Origin of the sequence: uncultured Cocleimonas sp. (assembly GCF_947495625.1) — a bacterium.
Taxonomy (GTDB): Bacteria; Pseudomonadota; Gammaproteobacteria; order Thiotrichales; family Thiotrichaceae; genus Cocleimonas.
This window is the reverse complement of the sequence record NZ_CANLZW010000013.1, coordinates 54,126-72,912: the sequence shown is the minus strand read 5'-3', so window position 1 is coordinate 72,912 and position 18,787 is coordinate 54,126. Positions and strand designations below refer to the sequence as shown.

Here is an 18,787-nt window from a genome sequence, read left to right as displayed (position 1 = left end):
TTTTTTGAGTCACCCCTATACTTGTTAAAGTTTTTACAATGCACCAGATTTAGATCTTAATGTTTTCGAATTCAATCACCTTATCTAAGGCATTTTCAATCATGTGGCGTGCCTTCGATGTAGTATTACTTAAATACGCATGCAACTCAGAATCCTCAACATTTAAACTCTCACATTCACTGCTATATTTTTCAAAAGCAGTCAAAGAAAACAGTAATTCAGCAAGATGATGAGGACATTCACATTTCACTGCTGGAGACATTTCGGCGATTTTAACCAGGGTTTCATCATCATAGCGTCGTGCTGGGACTATACCGGTATCACTTTCGTCATTAATATCGAAAAACGATTTGGTAGCAGTATTACTAGTGTAAAAGGATTTGCAATGGTCAATGATCGTGTTCACATCAACTGGCTCACGCAAAGCGCTACATTTGGATTTTGGCAATCTGTTTAGAGTATCTTGTGCAGCAAATCGGTAAATTATGACTGTATGGCTGGCATTAAAACGATGCGTTAAATCCAGGATTTGTTGAAGATTATCTTCCTGTAATGCTGGCCTTTCAAATATCAATATATCCACTTTGGGGATATTAATTTCACTACCTAACGAAGCAATATTATTATAAGAAGCCACAACTTCAATATCATCTTTACTTTCATTGACTGATGAGAACTTTGTAGATAGCGATTCACCAATGACCGCAATACATAAAGACTCATCCGAAAAACTATGCATGCCAACCTGAGTTTCTTCTGCAACACGGGACTGTAATTCTTCTAGGTCAAGGGTTGCAACATGGCTGATTGTATCGCCACCATCGATGAGTTTTTTTATTAATTTCAGACGTAAAATATCATCATATGCATACAGCCTGCCACCCGCATCAGAGCGAACTGGAGTAACTGCCGCATAGCGGCGTTCCCAGACTCTTAATTTGTCTGTAGAAATTCCGGTCATTTTTGCTGCTTTACCTATTTTATAGCCGGCGGCAGATGTGGTCATAGTTTCTCCTAAATGAATTTCATAACTGTACTATATAAAACGTACTATACAAATAATAGACAAGTAACAATAGTATGACTAAGTATTGGACAAAAACTAAATATTATAAAATAAAAACGCCAAATGAATGACAAAAAGATAACTGACTTAAAATTTAGCTAGACCAAGATGCCAGCTATAAAAATATGAAACCCCGCTTCAAGCGGGGTCATATTTGAAATTTTTTAAAGTAGTTATCGCTTGATCTGATTACCAACCAAATCACGATATGCATGCCAGCTTGCGAAAGAGATGAGTGGCATAAGTACTATCAAACCGATGAAATTAGTTGCGATTCCCACACCGATAATTACAGCAATAGTGATTGCCCAGACGGCCATAACTGAAGGGTTTTTCTTAACAACTCTAATGCTAGTGCTGACGGCTGTAACTATATCTACCTTATTGTTCATTAGCATTGGCAAGGTGACCACACCTGTTATAAATGCAATTGTTGCGAATATTAATCCAACACCAAATAATCCCAGAATCAGCGGAAAACCTTGATCCATGGTCAATAGACTCTTAAATAAAGCAATATTTCCAGCTCCTGTAAGTGTTACATCATTAACCGATAGGCTAGCAACCAGGGTTGAAATGCGTACCCATACAGACATTACGAATCCCAGAGTAATAGCATAAATTCCTATACATCTCATATTTTCACTAATTGCACCTAAAGACCGACTTAATGATACCTGCTCGCCTTTATCAATTTTACTACTCACAAAGTAAAGACCTAGTGCTAGAAATGGTCCAGCCAATAAAAACCCTGTAGTTGTTGATCCCACAAAAACAGGATTTGCATCTGCAATCATGCTTAGCACAAAGCCAAGCACAGCAAATGCCAAACCATATGTAGCACTGATCAATGGGTTAGTTTTTAAATCTGTATATCCTTTTGATAACCATCTCTTGATCTCGGACATTTCTACTTTATTCACTTCATAACTTTGAAATAAATCCCTGATAGCAGGAACAGAATCTTGTTCTACATGTTTTGCAACGAATGCGTTCATTTATAATTACTCCTTCTTATACTTTTATATCAATATCAGTTTCGTTTGTTATCAATTAAGCCTTTGGGGCCCAAACAGAACACCAACCTTTCGCATTTACCTGCTTACCGGCAAATATTGTACATTTACCCCATTCAGCGTCCTTTTCTCCTGTATAGAGAGCACAATTTTCACATAATTGCTTCGCACCCTCCTCACCAGCACGTTTAGGGTATTTGACTATATCTATTTGAGTAGCATCGTTTTTATAACCAACTCCAATAGCCATCGGATCATCTTCTACAAGCTTGGGTAATCCATCCTCTGCAAATACTTGCTTAGGACTAACAATTGCAGCAGCTGCAACAGCGCTCAACCCAAAAAGACTTTGTTTAAGAATGTTTCTACGTTTTAAGTCAATAATTTGTGTTTTCATTAAATGCTTCCTTATTCTGCTGAATTAAAGTTTTCGAATTAACGGATTAGAGGAAGTAGCAATTCACTCAACGAGTATCAAACGAATTTAGCTCTCAATCCTTAAAGTTAAAGACAGCTGAAAAATCCCTACCTGTCTTTTTTCTTCCTGTCTGTTTTTGTCCATTATTTGTCCAATAATTGACTTCAATTCAATTTTCACGAAACAATTGATAGAGAAGTAACTATTGAGAAAACAATCACAAGAGGCGTGAACATTACACCAAGAAGAACTTTCCTAGCCGCAGTCTCCTGTTGTTCATTATAAAATTTTGAGTTAATTGATTTCATTTTAGAGCTCCTTTGTGTTTATTTGACCTAAATTAACCAGGTCTTGTCCTATACAATAGTTATACTTTTAATTATTGTCAAGCTTTTGTATAATACAAATATTATTTTCATATAATCAGAATAGCTATGATTTGATCCTATTTGTTGGGATGAATTTGAACAATTGAATGAAATGAAACTGCCGAGCAGCTGTGAAATACAAGGGTGTACTTCATAGATAAGGTTAGAACACAATGACACGACCCGAAGAGTGAGGCGATAGCCGAATATTTAAGCCAAAGCTAAGGACTAGCTCATCTGCAAGACGACACTAGACCTTAGAGTGTATTTGGAGAATATTTGATTTACCCTTCTGGTAAGTCCAGAAGGGTACGCAGGGTCATGCGAAAGCATGGCGCTGTGGAGGTTGAAACAGGAGAATATTTCAGTATTAGTCACCCCCCTACTTCAGGGCACTTTTTTGGGTTAAATACCGATAGATACTTTTAGCCCGGCTTGGCACTTTCTCTTATCAATGACTGTAGAATCCGTTTAGTTTTTCCCATCTGATGAAGAACGACCTAGTAGATGCACTCCCCACGCAGTAGAGATAACCACCAGCGCGCCGACTGCCTGATGCAGTACCGCAAACACTATATTTACGCTAGTCATAATAGTCGCAATGCCAAGCAAGATCTGAATACCGTAAGCACTGTGAATGGCTATCGATGCTTTTCTACACTGTGAGCGTATTCTCATAGCTAACACAATCAGAAAACCCACCGTAACCCAGGCCCAGGAGCGATGGATAAAGTGGATAACAATAGGATCATTATTGAGCGTATGCCAAAGATTGCTTGTCCAATCTATCCCTAAAGGTATTAAAGAACCATTCATTAACGGCCAGGTTTTAGACACATATCCTGCATTCAGTCCCGCTGTATATGCACCAAACAACAATTGCAAAAATAATACAATCAACACCAAAAGGCCAAAACCGGTCAGTTTTGACTTACTGCTATTACCACGAGCCAACTGCCGAAGATCCAGCGCTGTCCAAACCAATGCTCCTATGATAAATAAAGCCATCAACAAATGGACTGCCAGACGAAAATGGCTAACATCGGTACGCTCAGATAAACCAGAAGTAACCATCCACCAGCCGATCACTCCCTGCATTCCACCTAATACCAACAGCACAGAAAGACGAACACCATAACCTTTTGGTATAGCGCGTTTGATCAAGAACCAGAAAAATGGTAAAGCAAAAACAAGTCCGATCAGTCGACCCCAAAAGCGATGGATCCATTCCCAAAAATAGATCGACTTGAAATCTTCCAAAGCCATTCCCGCTGGGCCATTTATCTCAATATATTCAGGGATTAGTTTATATTTTTCAAACTCAGCTAACCAAGCTGCTTCATTCAACGGCGGCAATGTGCCAGTTATTAGCTTCCATTCGGTGATTGAAAGACCAGATTCGGTCAGACGCGTAATGCCACCAATAACGACCATAATAAATACGGTAAACGCAACGAAAAAAAGCCAATTGGCAATGGCAATTGGTTGCTTTAAGTGGTGCATATCATGGTCTATTTTGTAAGTCATTGTAGATCTGCTAGTTCTATAAATGGCGGAGTATAACAAGTTAATCTGCGGGTAAAAATAACACTGGAATAATTTAAGGAGAGACTGATCAAGAAGTCGCTTGAATAATGGTTTGGGTAAGTTACCCTTTTTGGCTAAGCAAAAGCCAGAAGAGCAGGCCATGGGTAAGCATGGCGCAGTGTAGGTTGAAATAGGGGTATATCTCAATATTGGTCACCCCCTACTTTTCAGTGATTATTCATTTTTATTTTTTTAAAATGACTATAAGAACTTATGCAGAGCTAGGCACTTTTTTTAAGTTTCAGCCATAAAAAAGTAGACCAAACGGACTAAATATTAGATGTCCAATTTATTTCTATTTAACATTCCTCTAACCCCAGTTATTTTGTATTTTGAATCTTATTAATTAGCTCAAGTATACGTGCTGTATATGCTTTATCCCAATCCTTAGGGAATTCTTCTAGGGTTTTATTAAGAGCTGGTATCGCAGCCTTGCCTATCTTTACGATTCCTCGTTGAGCTGCTTGTACGATTTCTGGGTCTTCAGCTCCTTGCAATGCTTCTATCAATGTATCTATTGATTTGACAGATGCGATTCTGGCTAGGCCTTCAATAACAGCAAGCCGCACAGGAGTTATATATGCCTTGCTCGTTAGAAACGCTATTTCTTTTTCATCGCCAATTTCTGCTAAGGCTTCAATAGCCATGTGATCCATACCCGCTAAATGTTCTTCTCTTTGGTTGGCAGTACGTATTAAAAGAGGAACTGCTTTTCTGTCTTTTAGCTCAGCAAGTGCGGGGATCACGCACGCCCACAAACCACGATGCTGGTGCAACTCACTTTCCAGAATATCTAGAAGTATAGGGAGGCTTTTTTGATTAGCCATGCTTCCTAAAGAGCAAATAGCCTGCATTCGAACCTCCCCTGCTTCTTTAGAATCTAGTGCAATAATTTCCAATGATTTTCGCGTGCTTTCTGATACTTTCTTTTCAATAGAAAGTATCAGATCGACACGACTTTCAGGATCTTTTGTACGACGTAGTTTCTGCAAAAAATCTGAATCAGCAACTGTATTGTTTTCTGGAGGGTCATAGCTTGCAGAAACAGTTGGCATTGCTAATACAATGAAAAAAGCGACCAATATATTTGCATACATGACTAATGCTTCTCTTGGTATTTATTGAGAGCAAGGGCTTTTATATTGAATGGTAGCACTATTATCCTTTTTACCATTGATGTAAAAGTAATCTGATGATTTGTAACGTATACTCTTGCCTCCTTTCATACAAAATGCAGTATAAGACTGAATTCCGTGTTGTTTCCCATTTCGATAATTCCTTAGAGTCTGACGTAGATGTTCTCCATTTGTAATAACCTCATCATAAGTTATAAACTTTCCATGTTTTTTTCCATTTAAATAGGAAGATTGATACTTTAAGGCGCCGTCCTTAAAATAGAAGCAAGAGATATATGTGTTGTCTTTAGGATTATTGTTAGTATCTAATTTATAAGTAGGTTTACTTCCTGGATTCCTTTTAGGGCACTCTGAAAATATTTGATTTTCTATATTGTTACCGTAATTCTCTTGTTGCTTATTATCTAATCTATAAACATCCACGCGCAAACCTCCAGAGTTATCTCTGTAGTCTGTATCAAATATCGAAAATCTTAGTGGTCCATTAGGAATAAAGGGTTTTGATCTATATTGATGTTGGGGATTGTAACCAGAATTACAGACATTCACGTTCTGATTGCTTTTAAAAATACCCAACGGATTTGGCCAAGGCGAGGCATTGAACTCATAGCACGCATCATTAATCAATCGCCCACCCTGTCGATTATATCTACTAAAGTTTACGGAATTACTGACTACAAGATAATAGTTTGTATTAATTTTTCTCACTGCACGTGCTTCTGTGGGCCGTCCATTCGATGGAACATAAACTGTAAATTCAAGAATGCCTTTTTCTGTAATTGGTGATCCGACACCGCTATCTGTTATCGGTCGTGTATCAGCGCTAATCGAGAAAACTGATACAAGGAAAATCAGTGATGTAATAGTTTGTGTGATTGCTCTCATTGTCTTGACCTTTATTAATAAATTATAAATAACTTCAAACCATCCTACTTCCATGCATAGCTATATCTTAGCCACATAAATTTTAAGATTTACTGGTGGATAAAAAATGACAATAGTTAATTTTCATAGAAATACTTATGATTTTTTTAGTGCATTCTATTTGTATGATGATTTATTTTATGGATAGTATTTGAGTTGCCGTTCTAGGCTAAGAAAAGCCAGAAGGGTTAGCATGGCACAGTTTTGGTTTAAACAGAGGAATAACTCAATATTAGTCACCCCCCCCCCCCCACTTACCATGCGATTACCATTTCGTTTTTTGAAATGGATAACGCAGCCGAGGCATAGCCGACAAATTCATCTGGAATGAATTTGAACAGTTGAGTGAAACGAAACTGCCGCGTAGCGGTGAAATACATGGACGTACTTCATAGACAACGTTGGAACGCAGTGACGACGACCCAACGGGTGAGGCGCTAGCCGAATATTTATGCCAGAGCTTAGGACTAGCTCGTCTGCAAGACGACACTAGACCTTAGCGTATATTTGGAAGGCTTTTGCTCATCCCTAATCTAATTAAGCTTCAATTTAACAGGCTATTTACCTGCTCCCTGACTTATCAAAAAGTCCCTTATTTTTAGCTTCTTTTTGCGTTTTGTATAATCTAAAGGAGTCTTACCTGATTTGGTTTTGGCGTTAACATCTGCACCCAGTTTTACCAATATAACAACGGCTTTTAGATCGGTTTTATCCACGGCATAGTGAAGCGCTGTAACACCATTTTTATCCGGTGTATTGATATTTTCACCTAAACTGATTAGATGCTGGAGGATTTTAATATGTCCTCTTTCACCGGCATAGTGAATCAGCTTTTTCCCTGCATTTTCATAGGTTGTATTCTTGTCAGCGCCTTTACTCAATAGAAACTTAAATAGGTCTGTATTTCCACTTATGGTAGCGAGGTACAAAAGACTCAGTCCCCTCTCATTCTTGTGATTAATATCCGCACCCTGCGCTAATAAATACTCAACAACATCTTGTCTCTTTTCTTGTACAGCATTAAATATTGGCGTACTTCCAAAAGAATCTGTTTGATGAATATCCGCTCCCTTTTCAACCATCTGTTTAATTTTTTTAAGAGTCCTACGTTGCGTTGCGAATGACAAAGTGACCTTGTGTGGCTTTAAGCCAAAATCAGCCATGGTAGCCAGCAAATTATCCTCACTCGCAAAGATTTTACATTCAGGAGAAAACCTCTTAATGTATTTACTCTTATTACGCGCGTTATTACACAGGCTCAATGCAGATTCTTTAGGATTTACATCACTATAAGCAGCATTACACTGATCATAATATCCACGTGGATCAACCGTATAAGCAAATGCCTTGGGCAATGGTATGACTAGATACGCACGAAACTTATTACGACATTCAGCACTACCCAGTATATCCATCGCTCTATCATAATTGGCAAACGATTCACTATCAGACAGTTTTGCCTTTGCATTTACAGTTACAAAACTCAGACTGAGCCAAACACACAACGTTAATAATATTTTCATATAAGACCTTTCATTGCAGAGCAATAAATGTAGAGCGATAAATGTAGAGCGATAATTTCAAAAATACCAAAGAATAGCTGTTTTCCAAAGATTAGAATAAAACAAGCGTGTTTGTATGAAAATAAAATCGGGCAGCTTTTACAAACCTTTTACAATATCAACAATCACCGGATCTTTGAGTTGCCCTTCCAGGCTTAGCAAAAGCCAGAAGGGTACGCAGGGCCATGCTTAAACATGGCGCAGTGCTGTTTGAAACAGCGGAATATCTTAATATGAGTCACCCCCCTACTTTTAGGCATATTTTCAGAAAAAGTGCCAAAAAGTAGGGGGTGTCCATTAGTTAATTCGTGTCTTCACAAAGCTGCCGGGTGCCGGCTCCAGTATCGGATAGTCTTTATTACCGACTGCTTTGGGTGCGGCAACCTGCTTGCCGGCACGCTTTTTAACCCAGGGAGCCCAATGGTTCCACCAGGTGCCCTGGACGTTTTTGGCGGTTTCCAGCCAGTGATCGGTGCCTTTGCCTGTTTCTCCTTTAATCCAGTGATTGCGGCGATTCTTGGAGGCTGGGTTAATGACGCCGGCCACATGGCCGCTGCCGCCCAACACGAATTCGACATTGGGGATAATTTCGGTGGCGGCGAAGGTGCTTTTCCACGGTGCGATGTGGTCGTCAATGGTGGATAGAAAGTAGCAGGGAGCTGTAATTTTTCCAAGATTAATTTTTTCACCGCAGATGGTAAGGCAGTCGGGCTTGATCAGGTTATTCTGCTGGTACATATTGGTTAGGTAATATGTGTACATGTCCGCCGGCAAGCTGGTGGGATCACTGTTCCAGTACAGGATATCGAAGGGTGCAGGGGATTTTCCCTTTAGGTAGCTATTGACCACATTAGACCAGATCAGGTCATTGGAGCGCAGCATGTTGAAGACAGTGGCGAGGTTTTTACCGTCCAGTACGCCGGCGGCCTCGACGTCACCCAGGACTGTATCCGGGTCGTCCAGGAATACCTCAATTTCGCCAGGATCTTCAAAGTCAGTGAGCGTAGTAAGAAAAGTAGCGGAGCTGACTGTATTGTCTTTGCGCGCGGCCAAAACTGCCAAGGCACTAGCGGTGATGGTGCCGCCCACGCACCAGGACACGCAGTTGACGCGCTTGCTGCTGCTAACCGCTTTGACAACTTCCAGGGCCTTCAATACACCGCTTTCCACGTAGTTATCCCAGGACAGGTGGCGCTGCTCTGGGGTGGCGTTAACCCAGGATATCAGGAATACCGTGTTACCCTGGTCGACGGCGTATTTGACGAAGGAGTTATGGGGCTGCAGATCGAGAATATAAAACTTGTTGATGCACGGCGGAATAATCAGTATCGGCCGTTCGGCGACGGTGTCCGTAGCCGGGCTGTACTGGATCAATTGCATCAGTTCGTTCTGGAAGATCACAGAGCCTTCGGTGGTGGCTATGTTTTCGCCGAGAGTGAAAGCCGTTTCATCGGTCATGCTGATGCGGCCCTTATCCATATCTTTCTTTAGGTTCTGCATCCCGTCCATCAGGCTCTGACCCTTGGTGTCGATAGCATTCTGGATTGCTTCTGGGTTAGTGGCGAAGAAGTTACTGGGGGAAAGGGCATCAATGTACTGCTGGGTGTAAAACTCCAGCTTCTTCTGCTTCTGCGGATCCAGATTGGCGTTCTGGGCGGTTTTCTGAATCATCTGCGAGGTCATCAAATAGGACTCTTTGATGTAGTTGAAAACTGGATTTTTACTCCACTCCTCGGATTGAAAACGGCGGTCTCCTCGGGCGGGCTTGGTGTCTTCCTCAGTGGAAATACCCATTAATCCCGACCAGAATTCTAACTGGTTTTTCTGGTAGTCGCTGATGGTCTTCATCACTTCATCTGGGGTCTGCGGGAGTTTAAACATCTGGGCCCAGGTCTCGTTGAGTTTACCCCAGTCATCGTCACCGGAGCTGACCTTGCCACCGAACATCTCCATTAATTTTTGGGTTTCTGTGGTCATGGCAGTCAGAAAATTCTGGGTTACTTTGTCAAGGTTGTTATTGTCCATGCGCTGATCTCAATTTTTGTATGAAAGAGCCGACCGGCCAGTACCTGCGCCAGATGTACAATATAATATAGCAGATAATTATCACAGTCGTGAAAGGGAACAAAAGTTGCCCTTCCAGGCTTACCAAAAGCCGGAAGGGTACGCAGGGCAATGCGTAAGCATGGCACAGTGCTGGTTGAAACAGGGGAATACCTCAATATTACTTACTGAGTCACCCCCCCACTTTTGGAGGGTTTTTGCTCATTTTTGGTTAGGCAAAAATGAGCATTGATCTCTCAGGTAGAAAAATATGAGTATCCAATATTATGCGGGATAAATGGTTTGTTTTTACGGACTAAAAGTTGGATGTCCTAATTATTCTTATTTCGCTGTCGTCTCAAACCAACAAATCCGAGTAGTCCAGTAAGTAAAAACAAGCCCCAGAAGGAAAGTGTAGGGATAGAAGCTGACGAAACAGACTCGAAGTATGTCAAGCAAATACTTCCGTCACCAGTATTTATTGCTGGGGTATTTGTCTGATTGGTGCCAATATTGAACGACCCACCACCACCACCACCAGCACGAGAGGCTGCGCCACAATTAAGTAAGTGAGATCCACCAGCACCACCAGAATATCCCCCACCACCACCTCCACCAACGGTATTACATGTCGCACTACCCCCTCCACCGAAACCACCTGCAGGGTCTGCAACACAGGCATTATCCAAACGTCCACCTAATACAATTGTTCCTCCATTTATAAAGGCTATTCCGCCGAAACCACCATTTGTTATTCCATTGGTTGCGTTAGTACCATTAGTGTTAAAACCACCACCACCACCACCATTGTTCTCACCTGTACCACAAACATTAGCACCATTACCTGAAGTTCCACCGGGTATGATGCCTAAACTGTCAGCTGTGCCAGCTTCTGTTATAACGCCGCCGACACCATCTTGATCCGATGAAGCACCGCCGCCGCCACCTGCAACTATAAGAGGGCTATCACCACTGGTAGAAATAAAACTTCCACCACCACCACCTCCTACAGCAAGACTTTCCCCCTGACCACCGACTAGTATTTTCAAGTCTGTACCTGGAGTAACTGAAATATCCCCCACTACATAGGCACCCAGGCCACCATTTCGTAGTAAGCCCCAAGTACTGTTACCTCCTTGAGCACCATATGCTTCTGCAGTAATCGTGTTCACACCCGGGGGGACAGTCCAGTTTTCTATAGCACCAGTGTTAACAAAGCAAGTCTGAGCGGCGTAAGTAGTTGATGAGAGACCTGCCAAACAGACAATAATACCCAAACCCAACCATCTTCTCAGATACTGCCCAATGTATTTCTTACTCGAATCATGCTCAGAAAGCCCGGCAACTTTGCTATCTCGACGTGACACGCTTTCCGTAGAAGGATGAACCGTGGTGGTTAATTCTTCATTACTCAGCAGAAGCCTTGTGCTAAATCCTAAAAAACCAAAGCCGTTTTTAACATTGCCTAGCTTTTTATTGCTGATCGTTTTATCGGGGTGAACTTCAACATGTAGCGATTTCATAATAGTAAATTCCTTTTAATGGTTGTGCATAGATTTTGACAGAAAGCGAAACATAAAATCGTAATTATCTATAAAGATTTGATATGAAAGGTATTATTAGAAAACACAATAAATGTAACGACTGCTTAAACGAACTCGTTAGATTTATGAGGCTAAAATGATTGTTTCCCCAATTTGTAGCTCCCTTTTCACGCTTCATAGTGCTCTCCAACACTGTTATATGGATGAATAACCAGATATATCTGAAGGAAAAATTTGGGGTGTGTTAAATGTTGTTGATACACATTCTTGTAATAAAAATGGCAAAAATCTCTCGATAGACGCAGTGAGCATAGCTTAATTCTACATTAGTTTAAAAAATTAAAAGACATCCACAAAAAATGCAGACCAAAGTCTGCATTTTCACCTCTTTAAAGATTTAGTTTTTTACTCGTTTATTCTCTTCAATAAAACCTCCTTTCTTCCTTCTATAAACCGCAAATACTACAAACGGCAATAACATCAATGGATTAAAAGCTCCTCCTCCACCGCCACCATGAGATGAACGATTTGATGTAAACGCTGGCTGCGAAGTATCTGCTCGACGCGATTGCACTGGCGCTTGTGCGCGTTGTGTTTTCGCTTTCTGCTCTTTTGCTACACGTGCTTTGTTTTTACGTTCGATGCCGTGTGCTTCGAATTGCTCGTCACGCATTACAATCATTGAGGTGTAATCGGTGACTAAACTGTTTTCAACTGCGATATCAATCACAGCGCTTTTGAAGTCTGCATCTGATCCCAGGTAATCGATCTGCTTCTTTAGGCCCTGGATTTTGGCGTAGGCCCAAAGACGTTCGATCTCTGGATTGCTGGTTTCGTTTTCTGGGAAAGCGAATCGTGTTTTGTACGATTTATTTTCACCGGATACTTTGGCTTTTAGCTCGACATTTGCATCGCCAGAACCCCAGTAGTGACCGAATACGACTAACTGTTGACCTCGGTATAGACTGGTGATTTTCTCAGGAGTCATGTCGGCTGTTTTGATTCCACTAATGTCTAACTCAACATCGTGCATTGCCTGATGCGTTACTTTGCTGGTGAACTCTCTGATCTTACCTGAGATATCATCGCTATTCGATACGCTTACAGCGAAGCCGTTTGAGACTTCTGTCATTGCGTTTAGTAGTGGACGATTCGCACCGTTACCCATGACTGCGGTAAATAAACGTACATCGTGACCTGCCATTAGCTTGAGGAATTCCTTCTTTTCGGTAACGCCGACATTTGCTTCACCATCGGTTACCAGTACGATTGCACCGGTGCGATCAGCATCGAGATTGTTCAGTGCTTTACTTAAACCTGCATAAATATTGGTGCCACCACGCGGGCCTGTTGCGGCGAGTGCGTTGCTCCAATGAATCACGTTTTCTGGCGTTGCGTTTATCCATGTTGATTGCGTTAAGTCTTCGACCGCATTATCAAACAGGATGATCTGAAAACGATCTTGTGCGTTTAAACCACCGATTGCACGCTGCACACCATCGACCATGGTTTGGTATTTGCCACTCATTGAGCCTGACATATCGAGTACAAATGCCCAGTCACGACCTTCTTCGATTTTCGCAAGGTCATCACCTGGTGTCAGTGTCATCATAAATGTACCGCGCTTTGCACCTTGTTCACGATGTGTGACCAGATCAATCGAACCCGGTAGGTTCGGTGCTAAACGCCAGTACATAACGATGTCTTTATCAAGTGTCGCGGCAGCTGTGCTTGTTGGATTATTTGCTGAAGTCGTTTCACCACTTTCTAGCGCGGCGATTTCATTGTTGCTGATTGGCTTATTCTTTATTGCCTTGATGAGATCTTCAGCTAATGTGCCTGTTGATTCCTGGGTAGGCGTAGCCACTTCTTCAACGTGTGTCTGTTTTAATGTATCTACAGTGTTGTTACTACCTAAGCTAACTGACCATTCTTGGGGATTAGATTGTGTCACGACCGCTTGCGCATGCTGTGGTAAACGCACGCCATTCACTGGGTAGCCAGAACGTAAATTCACATTGAATGAAAAATCTTCTTTAACCACTGGGTCATAAGACCAAAACGCATTGGCTTGATCGTCAGTCTCGCCCTCTTCTAGCGGATACACATAACGGCCCATGCTGTTATCAATATCAGCGGCCTGCATATACACCAAACGAATTCGTGCATCCTGTTGCGCACGCACTGGACTTACTTTTACCTCAAAGCGGTAATGCTTAACCTTGGCGGTTAAACCTGCATCGCGACCTGCGGCTTTTTCTTCTTCATAAAGCTGTTGGGCTTTTTGTTTTTCCAACACTTCACCAATCACTGGCTTGCCGTCAATCCAGATGGTGAATTCTGATACCACTCCTTTTTCAGGGACGGGGAAACTATAAGTAGCTTCCAGATCCTGTTGATGTGGATTGCTAAAGGTTTGATCAACCTCGGTAACCGCGTAGCCATCTTCTATCGTGACATTCACGTGATGCGATTTGATCGATAATGCGGGTTTGCTGGAATCGACAGGTGTCATTAAACCTGCCGCCATAACGGATGTGGTTGCGCCGAGTAGCACGATTGCAGCCATCACTAATCCCGCTAAGGGTTTAGCTATTTTATTAGCTGTATTTGTAAATAAGTTTTTTATAAACGCTTTCATTTTATTTCTCCTGAAAGTCAAAGTAGATCGCCGCTGTGTAAATGCTTGCGATGTGCAGGAGATTAACGGAGAGAGCGTTTTTAACAACTTTAATGAGAATAGTTGGTTTTATTCAGACTTTGAGTATTATTTATTAATACTTTAATAGATGAAAAGTCACCCCCCACCTTTTAAGTGATTTTTCATTTCGTCGTTTGAAATGACTAAAAGAACTTATGCTTTGCGAGACCACTTTTTTTATTAATCATCGTTAGCCATCGTTGTTAGCGATCGTTAACTATCTGGTGTACCAATAAAGTTTATAAGAACTTAATTTCAGTTAGTATGTCGATAAATAATCTACCAAGAAAAATAAGGTCTATTTATGCGATTTTTACTGCTGTTATTTGTAAGCTCTTTAATGACAGCTTGCGGCGGTGGAGGTAGCTCCGTTAATGATAGTGGAAGTGCTAATCCGCCAGATCCCACAGATACAACCGAAATTAATACGCCAAGTGATTCGACAAATTCAGATTCGACTGACTCAACAGAAAATACGGATAATACCGATAATACCGATAATACCGATTCGTCTGATCCCACAGACACGACGAATACAAACGATGATCCTGATTATTCCGCTTCAGCAATTACTGTCACTGCTGAAAAAGCAGCCAAGTTTTTGACTCAAGCGACTTTTGGTCCTTCGGAAGCCGCTATTGATAGCCTCGTTTCACAAAACAATCTGGAAGCCTGGATTGATCAGCAAATTGCCTTACCTATGTCGCGCACGCTTCCGTATGTTGAAGAAAACTCAAATGGAAGCCTGCGTTCTACGCGTCATGATAACTGGTGGAAGAATGCGATAGAGGGTGATGATCAGCTCAGGCAACGCATGGCATTTGCCTTGAGTGAGATTTTTGTTATTTCTGATCTTGATTATGCCTTGGGTAATGCGCAATACGGTGTCAGCCATTATTACGATATGCTGGCTGAAAATGCCTTTGGTAATTACCGAGAGCTTTTAGAAAAGGTCACGTTACACCCTACGATGGGCATTTACCTCAGCATGGTGCGCAATCAAAAAGCCAATCCTGCTTTGCAAATACGCCCTGATGAAAACTATGCACGTGAAGTGTTACAGTTATTTTCGGTAGGATTGTATGAATTAAATGATCGCGGTGAAGCTTTACCTTTAGCGAATCCAATTCCTACTTACAGCCAGAATACCGTAGAAGATTTTGCCAAGGTATTTACTGGCTGGAACTTTGTTGATTCATCCGGCACATGGGTTTCAAACGACCTTACGCCTTACGATAAACGCTTGGCAATGGTGGCGGATTACAATACACCGGTGGCTGATTCTTATCACGATACAACCACCAAGATACTTCTGAATGATGCGCAATTAATGAGTAGCGCAAGCTCATCAACGCCTGCTGAAGATGATATGCAAGCGGCATTAGATAACATTGCGAGCCACCCGAATGTCGCGCCGTTTTTTAGTAAGCTACTGATCCAGCGTTTCACCACCAGCAACCCTAGTCCTAATTATGTAGAGCGCGTTGCTGCCGTTTTCAACGATAATGGACAAGGTGAAAAAGGTGATCTTGGTGCAGTAGTTAAAGCTATTTTATTAGATCAGGAAGCCGTTAACGGTAAATCGGTCAACCCTGATTTTGGCAAAGTGAAAGAACCATTAATGCAGTTGGCCCAACTATGGCGAGCCTTCGATGCGCAACCGGGTTCTGGCGCAACGAACAACACCTATCGTTTATACGCCAAATCAAGTGACCGTCTGGAAGAGGTCTTTGGTCAGGCGGTGCTTAAATCACCTTCTGTGTTTAATTTCTTCTTGCCAGATAATCTTTTAGCCAGCGATTCCAGTTTGTATGCACCTGAAATGCAGATTATGACTGAGGCGAATGTGGCTTCCATGCATAACGCGTTTCACCAGCAAATCTATACCTTCAACAGTCAGGATACTGGCGGATGGGATGCGGCAACCCGTATCAATATTGATAAAGCGGTACAACTCGCACCAGATGTTGATGCACTGGTTGAGTATCTGAATAAGTTACTACTTTCTGGTAGCTTAGGCGTAAGCCAGAAATCCATCATTACCAACCATCTTGCTACGATTTCAGACAGCAGTGAACGCGCGCAAGAGGCAATCTTCCTGATTGTTGCATCGGCTGGCTTTCAGGTTCAGGGATAAGGGGAATAGATATGAAAAACAGTAATAACATTTCAAGACGATCATTCCTTAAACGCGCTGGTGCTTCGGCATTAACCACGGGTAGTTTGAAGTACACCCCCCTACTTTCAGGCACTTTTTTAGGAACGGGTTTAACCTCATCGGTGGCTGCAGCTGATTGCGATCTGCCACAATCTCTGGTTTGTGTGTTTTTATTAGGTGGTGCAGATAGTTTTAATTTTGTGGTGCCAACTGATTCAGCTTACGATCAATACGCAGCAACTCGCGGTGCGATGGCGGTTAATAAATCTGACTTGTTAGCCAGCACCGATGCGACACAGGGTGAGTTTGGCTTTAATAGCAGACTGTCAGGGTTACACGATCTTTATGAAAATGACCGACTTGCTGTTGTCAGTAATGTAGGCAATTTAATACAGCCCACAACAAAAGCCGATTTCAATGCGTCTACCACCCTGCCCCAAAGTTTGTTTGCCCACGATGCACAACAAAAGCTCTGGCAAACAGGCAGTGGTAATTTAGCGGATGCCTTCGGCTGGGGTGGTTCGATTGCAGAACGAATTGCGAACTGTAACGCTACATCTAATGTGGCAACGTCCATTTCAATCAATGGCTCGAACTCGTGGCTAAATAATTTACAACAGAATTACGTTCAACTAAATGCTAATGCAAACATCCAACGCATGGTCGGTTACAACGCATCGAGTAGCACCCAGGCAACATTGGAAGCTTTGATAGCAGCCAGTAAAGCTGATCAGGCAGCGCCTTTTAAACAGCAGCTTGCGCACGCCATTACACGCGCAAATGACACGGCGAATAGTTTATCCGAAGCGATTAATGATCACCCCGTGAGCAGCTTTTCACCCGCAGGAGATTTACAACGACAGCTGCATTTAGTGGCTCGCATGATTTCAGCCCGCGAACAGTTAAATATGGGTAAACAGGTATTTTTTGTTGGGCTCGGTGGCTGGGATACACACAGCAATCAAAACGTCAGAATGATTCCACTAATGACAGAGTTAAATGCAGCACTGACCAGCTTTCAAACAGCCATTGATGACATGGGTAAAGCAGACAGTGTAACCACATTTACGGCTTCTGATTTTGGTCGAACACTCACCACCAATGGTGACGGAACTGACCACGGTTGGGGTGGGCATTCGCTGGTTTTGGGCAACAAAGTTAAGGGTGGTCAGATTTATGGTGCATTCCCCAGTTTTGCCTCACAGAATAATCCTGATGATGCTGGCGATGATGAGAATTTTGCAGGACGCATTATCCCGACAACTTCGGTCGCACAATATGGGGCAACACTCGCTGACTGGATGGGCGTATCAGCCGCAGAACAACAAGCGATGTTGCCAAATCTGGCTAATTTTAGTCAGAAAAACTTAGGATTTATGAAGTCTTAGAGTCTACCACTGCAAATCCATTGTTTTACTATTCTATGGTCGTTAGTACTACTTCTTTTTCAGTGGCTATTATAACGAAGGAATTTGCAATTTTTGACCATAAAATTTCGCACCCGCCGGGGTTAAATGACCACCATCAAAACTGATGAGCTCACCTGAGGGGGTGAATACGGGGCAATCCTGGGCTGAGGAGCTTCCACAAACGTCACTGTGCACATCAATCCATTTTCTCTCCTTTAGCGTTTCTTGCATGAGCTGATTGAAGCTGACCTGCTTTTTATCCACTTTATTCCTGTGTGCAATACGCTCTTCTTCCGACATCCGCAAGAAATGACGAATATTCACTTTACCTAGATTTTTTCTACCCACGATTAATAAATGTTGCTGGTCACTCAGTGCGAGATTTTTAATGGTAGTTGGTAATTGCTTTATTGACCATTCTTTCCAGTTTGCCGCGAGTATCACCAGATCTGCCTGTTTGATCCGGTCTATGCTTTTGGCGATACTAAAACCCTTTTCACAATTGGCGCGGTCTTTGGTTTTAATAAATTGATTAAGTTCATCGCCGAGGTAAGGCTGGCATTGTGTGATGATATGCACAGTACTAATCTGGAAGTTATCCAGACGGTTTGCCTCTATCACCATATTTAAAAAATCTTGAGCATGGCTATCACCGATTAGAATCGCTTTTTTCTTACTGCTAGTTTCATCAAAAGGTTTATTGAGTCTTTCAACAAAATGCTTGCGAACATATTTGCCTGATTCTTTGACATCGGCATATTTTATAAGCCCATTGCCTGCCTGAACCGGGACAGCCAGTGACAACAGTAACGTGAGTAATAACGCTGCTTTCATGTTTAATTTTATGTTTAACAA

General features: G+C 42.0%; 13 protein-coding genes. 2 read left to right on the top strand and 11 right to left on the bottom strand.

What is annotated here, in order from left to right; genetic code table 11:
- Positions 1-49: 49 nt before the first annotated feature.
- From Q1A31_RS09135 to Q1A31_RS09090, 10 genes are all read right to left on the bottom strand, one after another.
- A complete protein-coding gene (locus Q1A31_RS09135; protein WP_299875540.1) occupies positions 50-1,006 on the bottom strand; it encodes a MerR family transcriptional regulator in 957 nt (318 codons plus the stop codon).
- A 233-nt stretch (positions 1,007-1,239) separates the two neighbouring features.
- Positions 1,240-2,064 (bottom strand): DUF2189 domain-containing protein, encoded by an 825-nt coding sequence (locus Q1A31_RS09130; protein WP_299875538.1) that lies wholly within the window; start codon positions 2,062-2,064, stop codon positions 1,240-1,242.
- A 55-nt stretch (positions 2,065-2,119) separates the two neighbouring features.
- The gene (locus Q1A31_RS09125) at positions 2,120-2,479 is read right to left on the bottom strand and encodes a high-potential iron-sulfur protein (RefSeq protein ID WP_299875535.1); all 360 of its coding nucleotides are present in this window, start codon (positions 2,477-2,479) and stop codon (positions 2,120-2,122) included.
- A gap of 860 nt (positions 2,480-3,339) precedes the next feature.
- The gene (locus Q1A31_RS09120) at positions 3,340-4,395 is read right to left on the bottom strand and encodes a COX15/CtaA family protein (RefSeq protein WP_299875534.1); all 1,056 of its coding nucleotides are present in this window, start codon (positions 4,393-4,395) and stop codon (positions 3,340-3,342) included.
- Between the two features lie 380 nt (positions 4,396-4,775).
- Positions 4,776-5,552, bottom strand: a complete 777-nt coding sequence (locus Q1A31_RS09115; protein ID WP_299875531.1) for a HEAT repeat domain-containing protein — start codon at positions 5,550-5,552, stop codon at positions 4,776-4,778.
- 21 nt (positions 5,553-5,573) lie between these two features.
- Positions 5,574-6,530, bottom strand: a complete 957-nt coding sequence (locus Q1A31_RS09110; RefSeq protein WP_299875529.1) for a toxin-antitoxin system YwqK family antitoxin — start codon at positions 6,528-6,530, stop codon at positions 5,574-5,576.
- A 542-nt stretch (positions 6,531-7,072) separates the two neighbouring features.
- Positions 7,073-8,038 (bottom strand): ankyrin repeat domain-containing protein, encoded by a 966-nt coding sequence (locus Q1A31_RS09105; protein ID WP_299875525.1) that lies wholly within the window; start codon positions 8,036-8,038, stop codon positions 7,073-7,075.
- A gap of 336 nt (positions 8,039-8,374) precedes the next feature.
- Complete coding sequence (locus tag Q1A31_RS09100; protein WP_299875522.1) at positions 8,375-10,102, bottom strand: alpha/beta hydrolase; 1,728 nt, start codon at positions 10,100-10,102, stop codon at positions 8,375-8,377.
- 350 nt (positions 10,103-10,452) lie between these two features.
- Positions 10,453-11,643, bottom strand: a complete 1,191-nt coding sequence (locus tag Q1A31_RS09095) for a glycine rich domain-containing protein (protein ID WP_299875519.1) — start codon at positions 11,641-11,643, stop codon at positions 10,453-10,455.
- Positions 11,644-12,061: 418 nt separating this feature from the next.
- A complete protein-coding gene (locus Q1A31_RS09090) occupies positions 12,062-14,305 on the bottom strand; it encodes a VIT and VWA domain-containing protein (protein ID WP_299875518.1) in 2,244 nt (747 codons plus the stop codon).
- Positions 14,306-14,669: 364 nt separating this feature from the next.
- On the opposite strand from Q1A31_RS09090, the gene Q1A31_RS09085 reads away from it, so the two are divergent.
- Together Q1A31_RS09085 and Q1A31_RS09080 are read left to right on the top strand one after the other, a co-directional pair.
- Entirely contained in the window at positions 14,670-16,502 is a 1,833-nt protein-coding gene (locus tag Q1A31_RS09085) for a DUF1800 family protein (protein WP_299875515.1), read from the top strand.
- Positions 16,503-16,513: 11 nt separating this feature from the next.
- A complete protein-coding gene (locus Q1A31_RS09080) occupies positions 16,514-17,911 on the top strand; it encodes a DUF1501 domain-containing protein (RefSeq protein ID WP_299875513.1) in 1,398 nt (465 codons plus the stop codon).
- 69 nt (positions 17,912-17,980) lie between these two features.
- Here Q1A31_RS09080 and Q1A31_RS09075 read toward each other — a convergent pair whose 3' ends face one another.
- Entirely contained in the window at positions 17,981-18,787 is an 807-nt protein-coding gene (locus Q1A31_RS09075) for an SGNH hydrolase domain-containing protein (RefSeq protein ID WP_299875510.1), read from the bottom strand.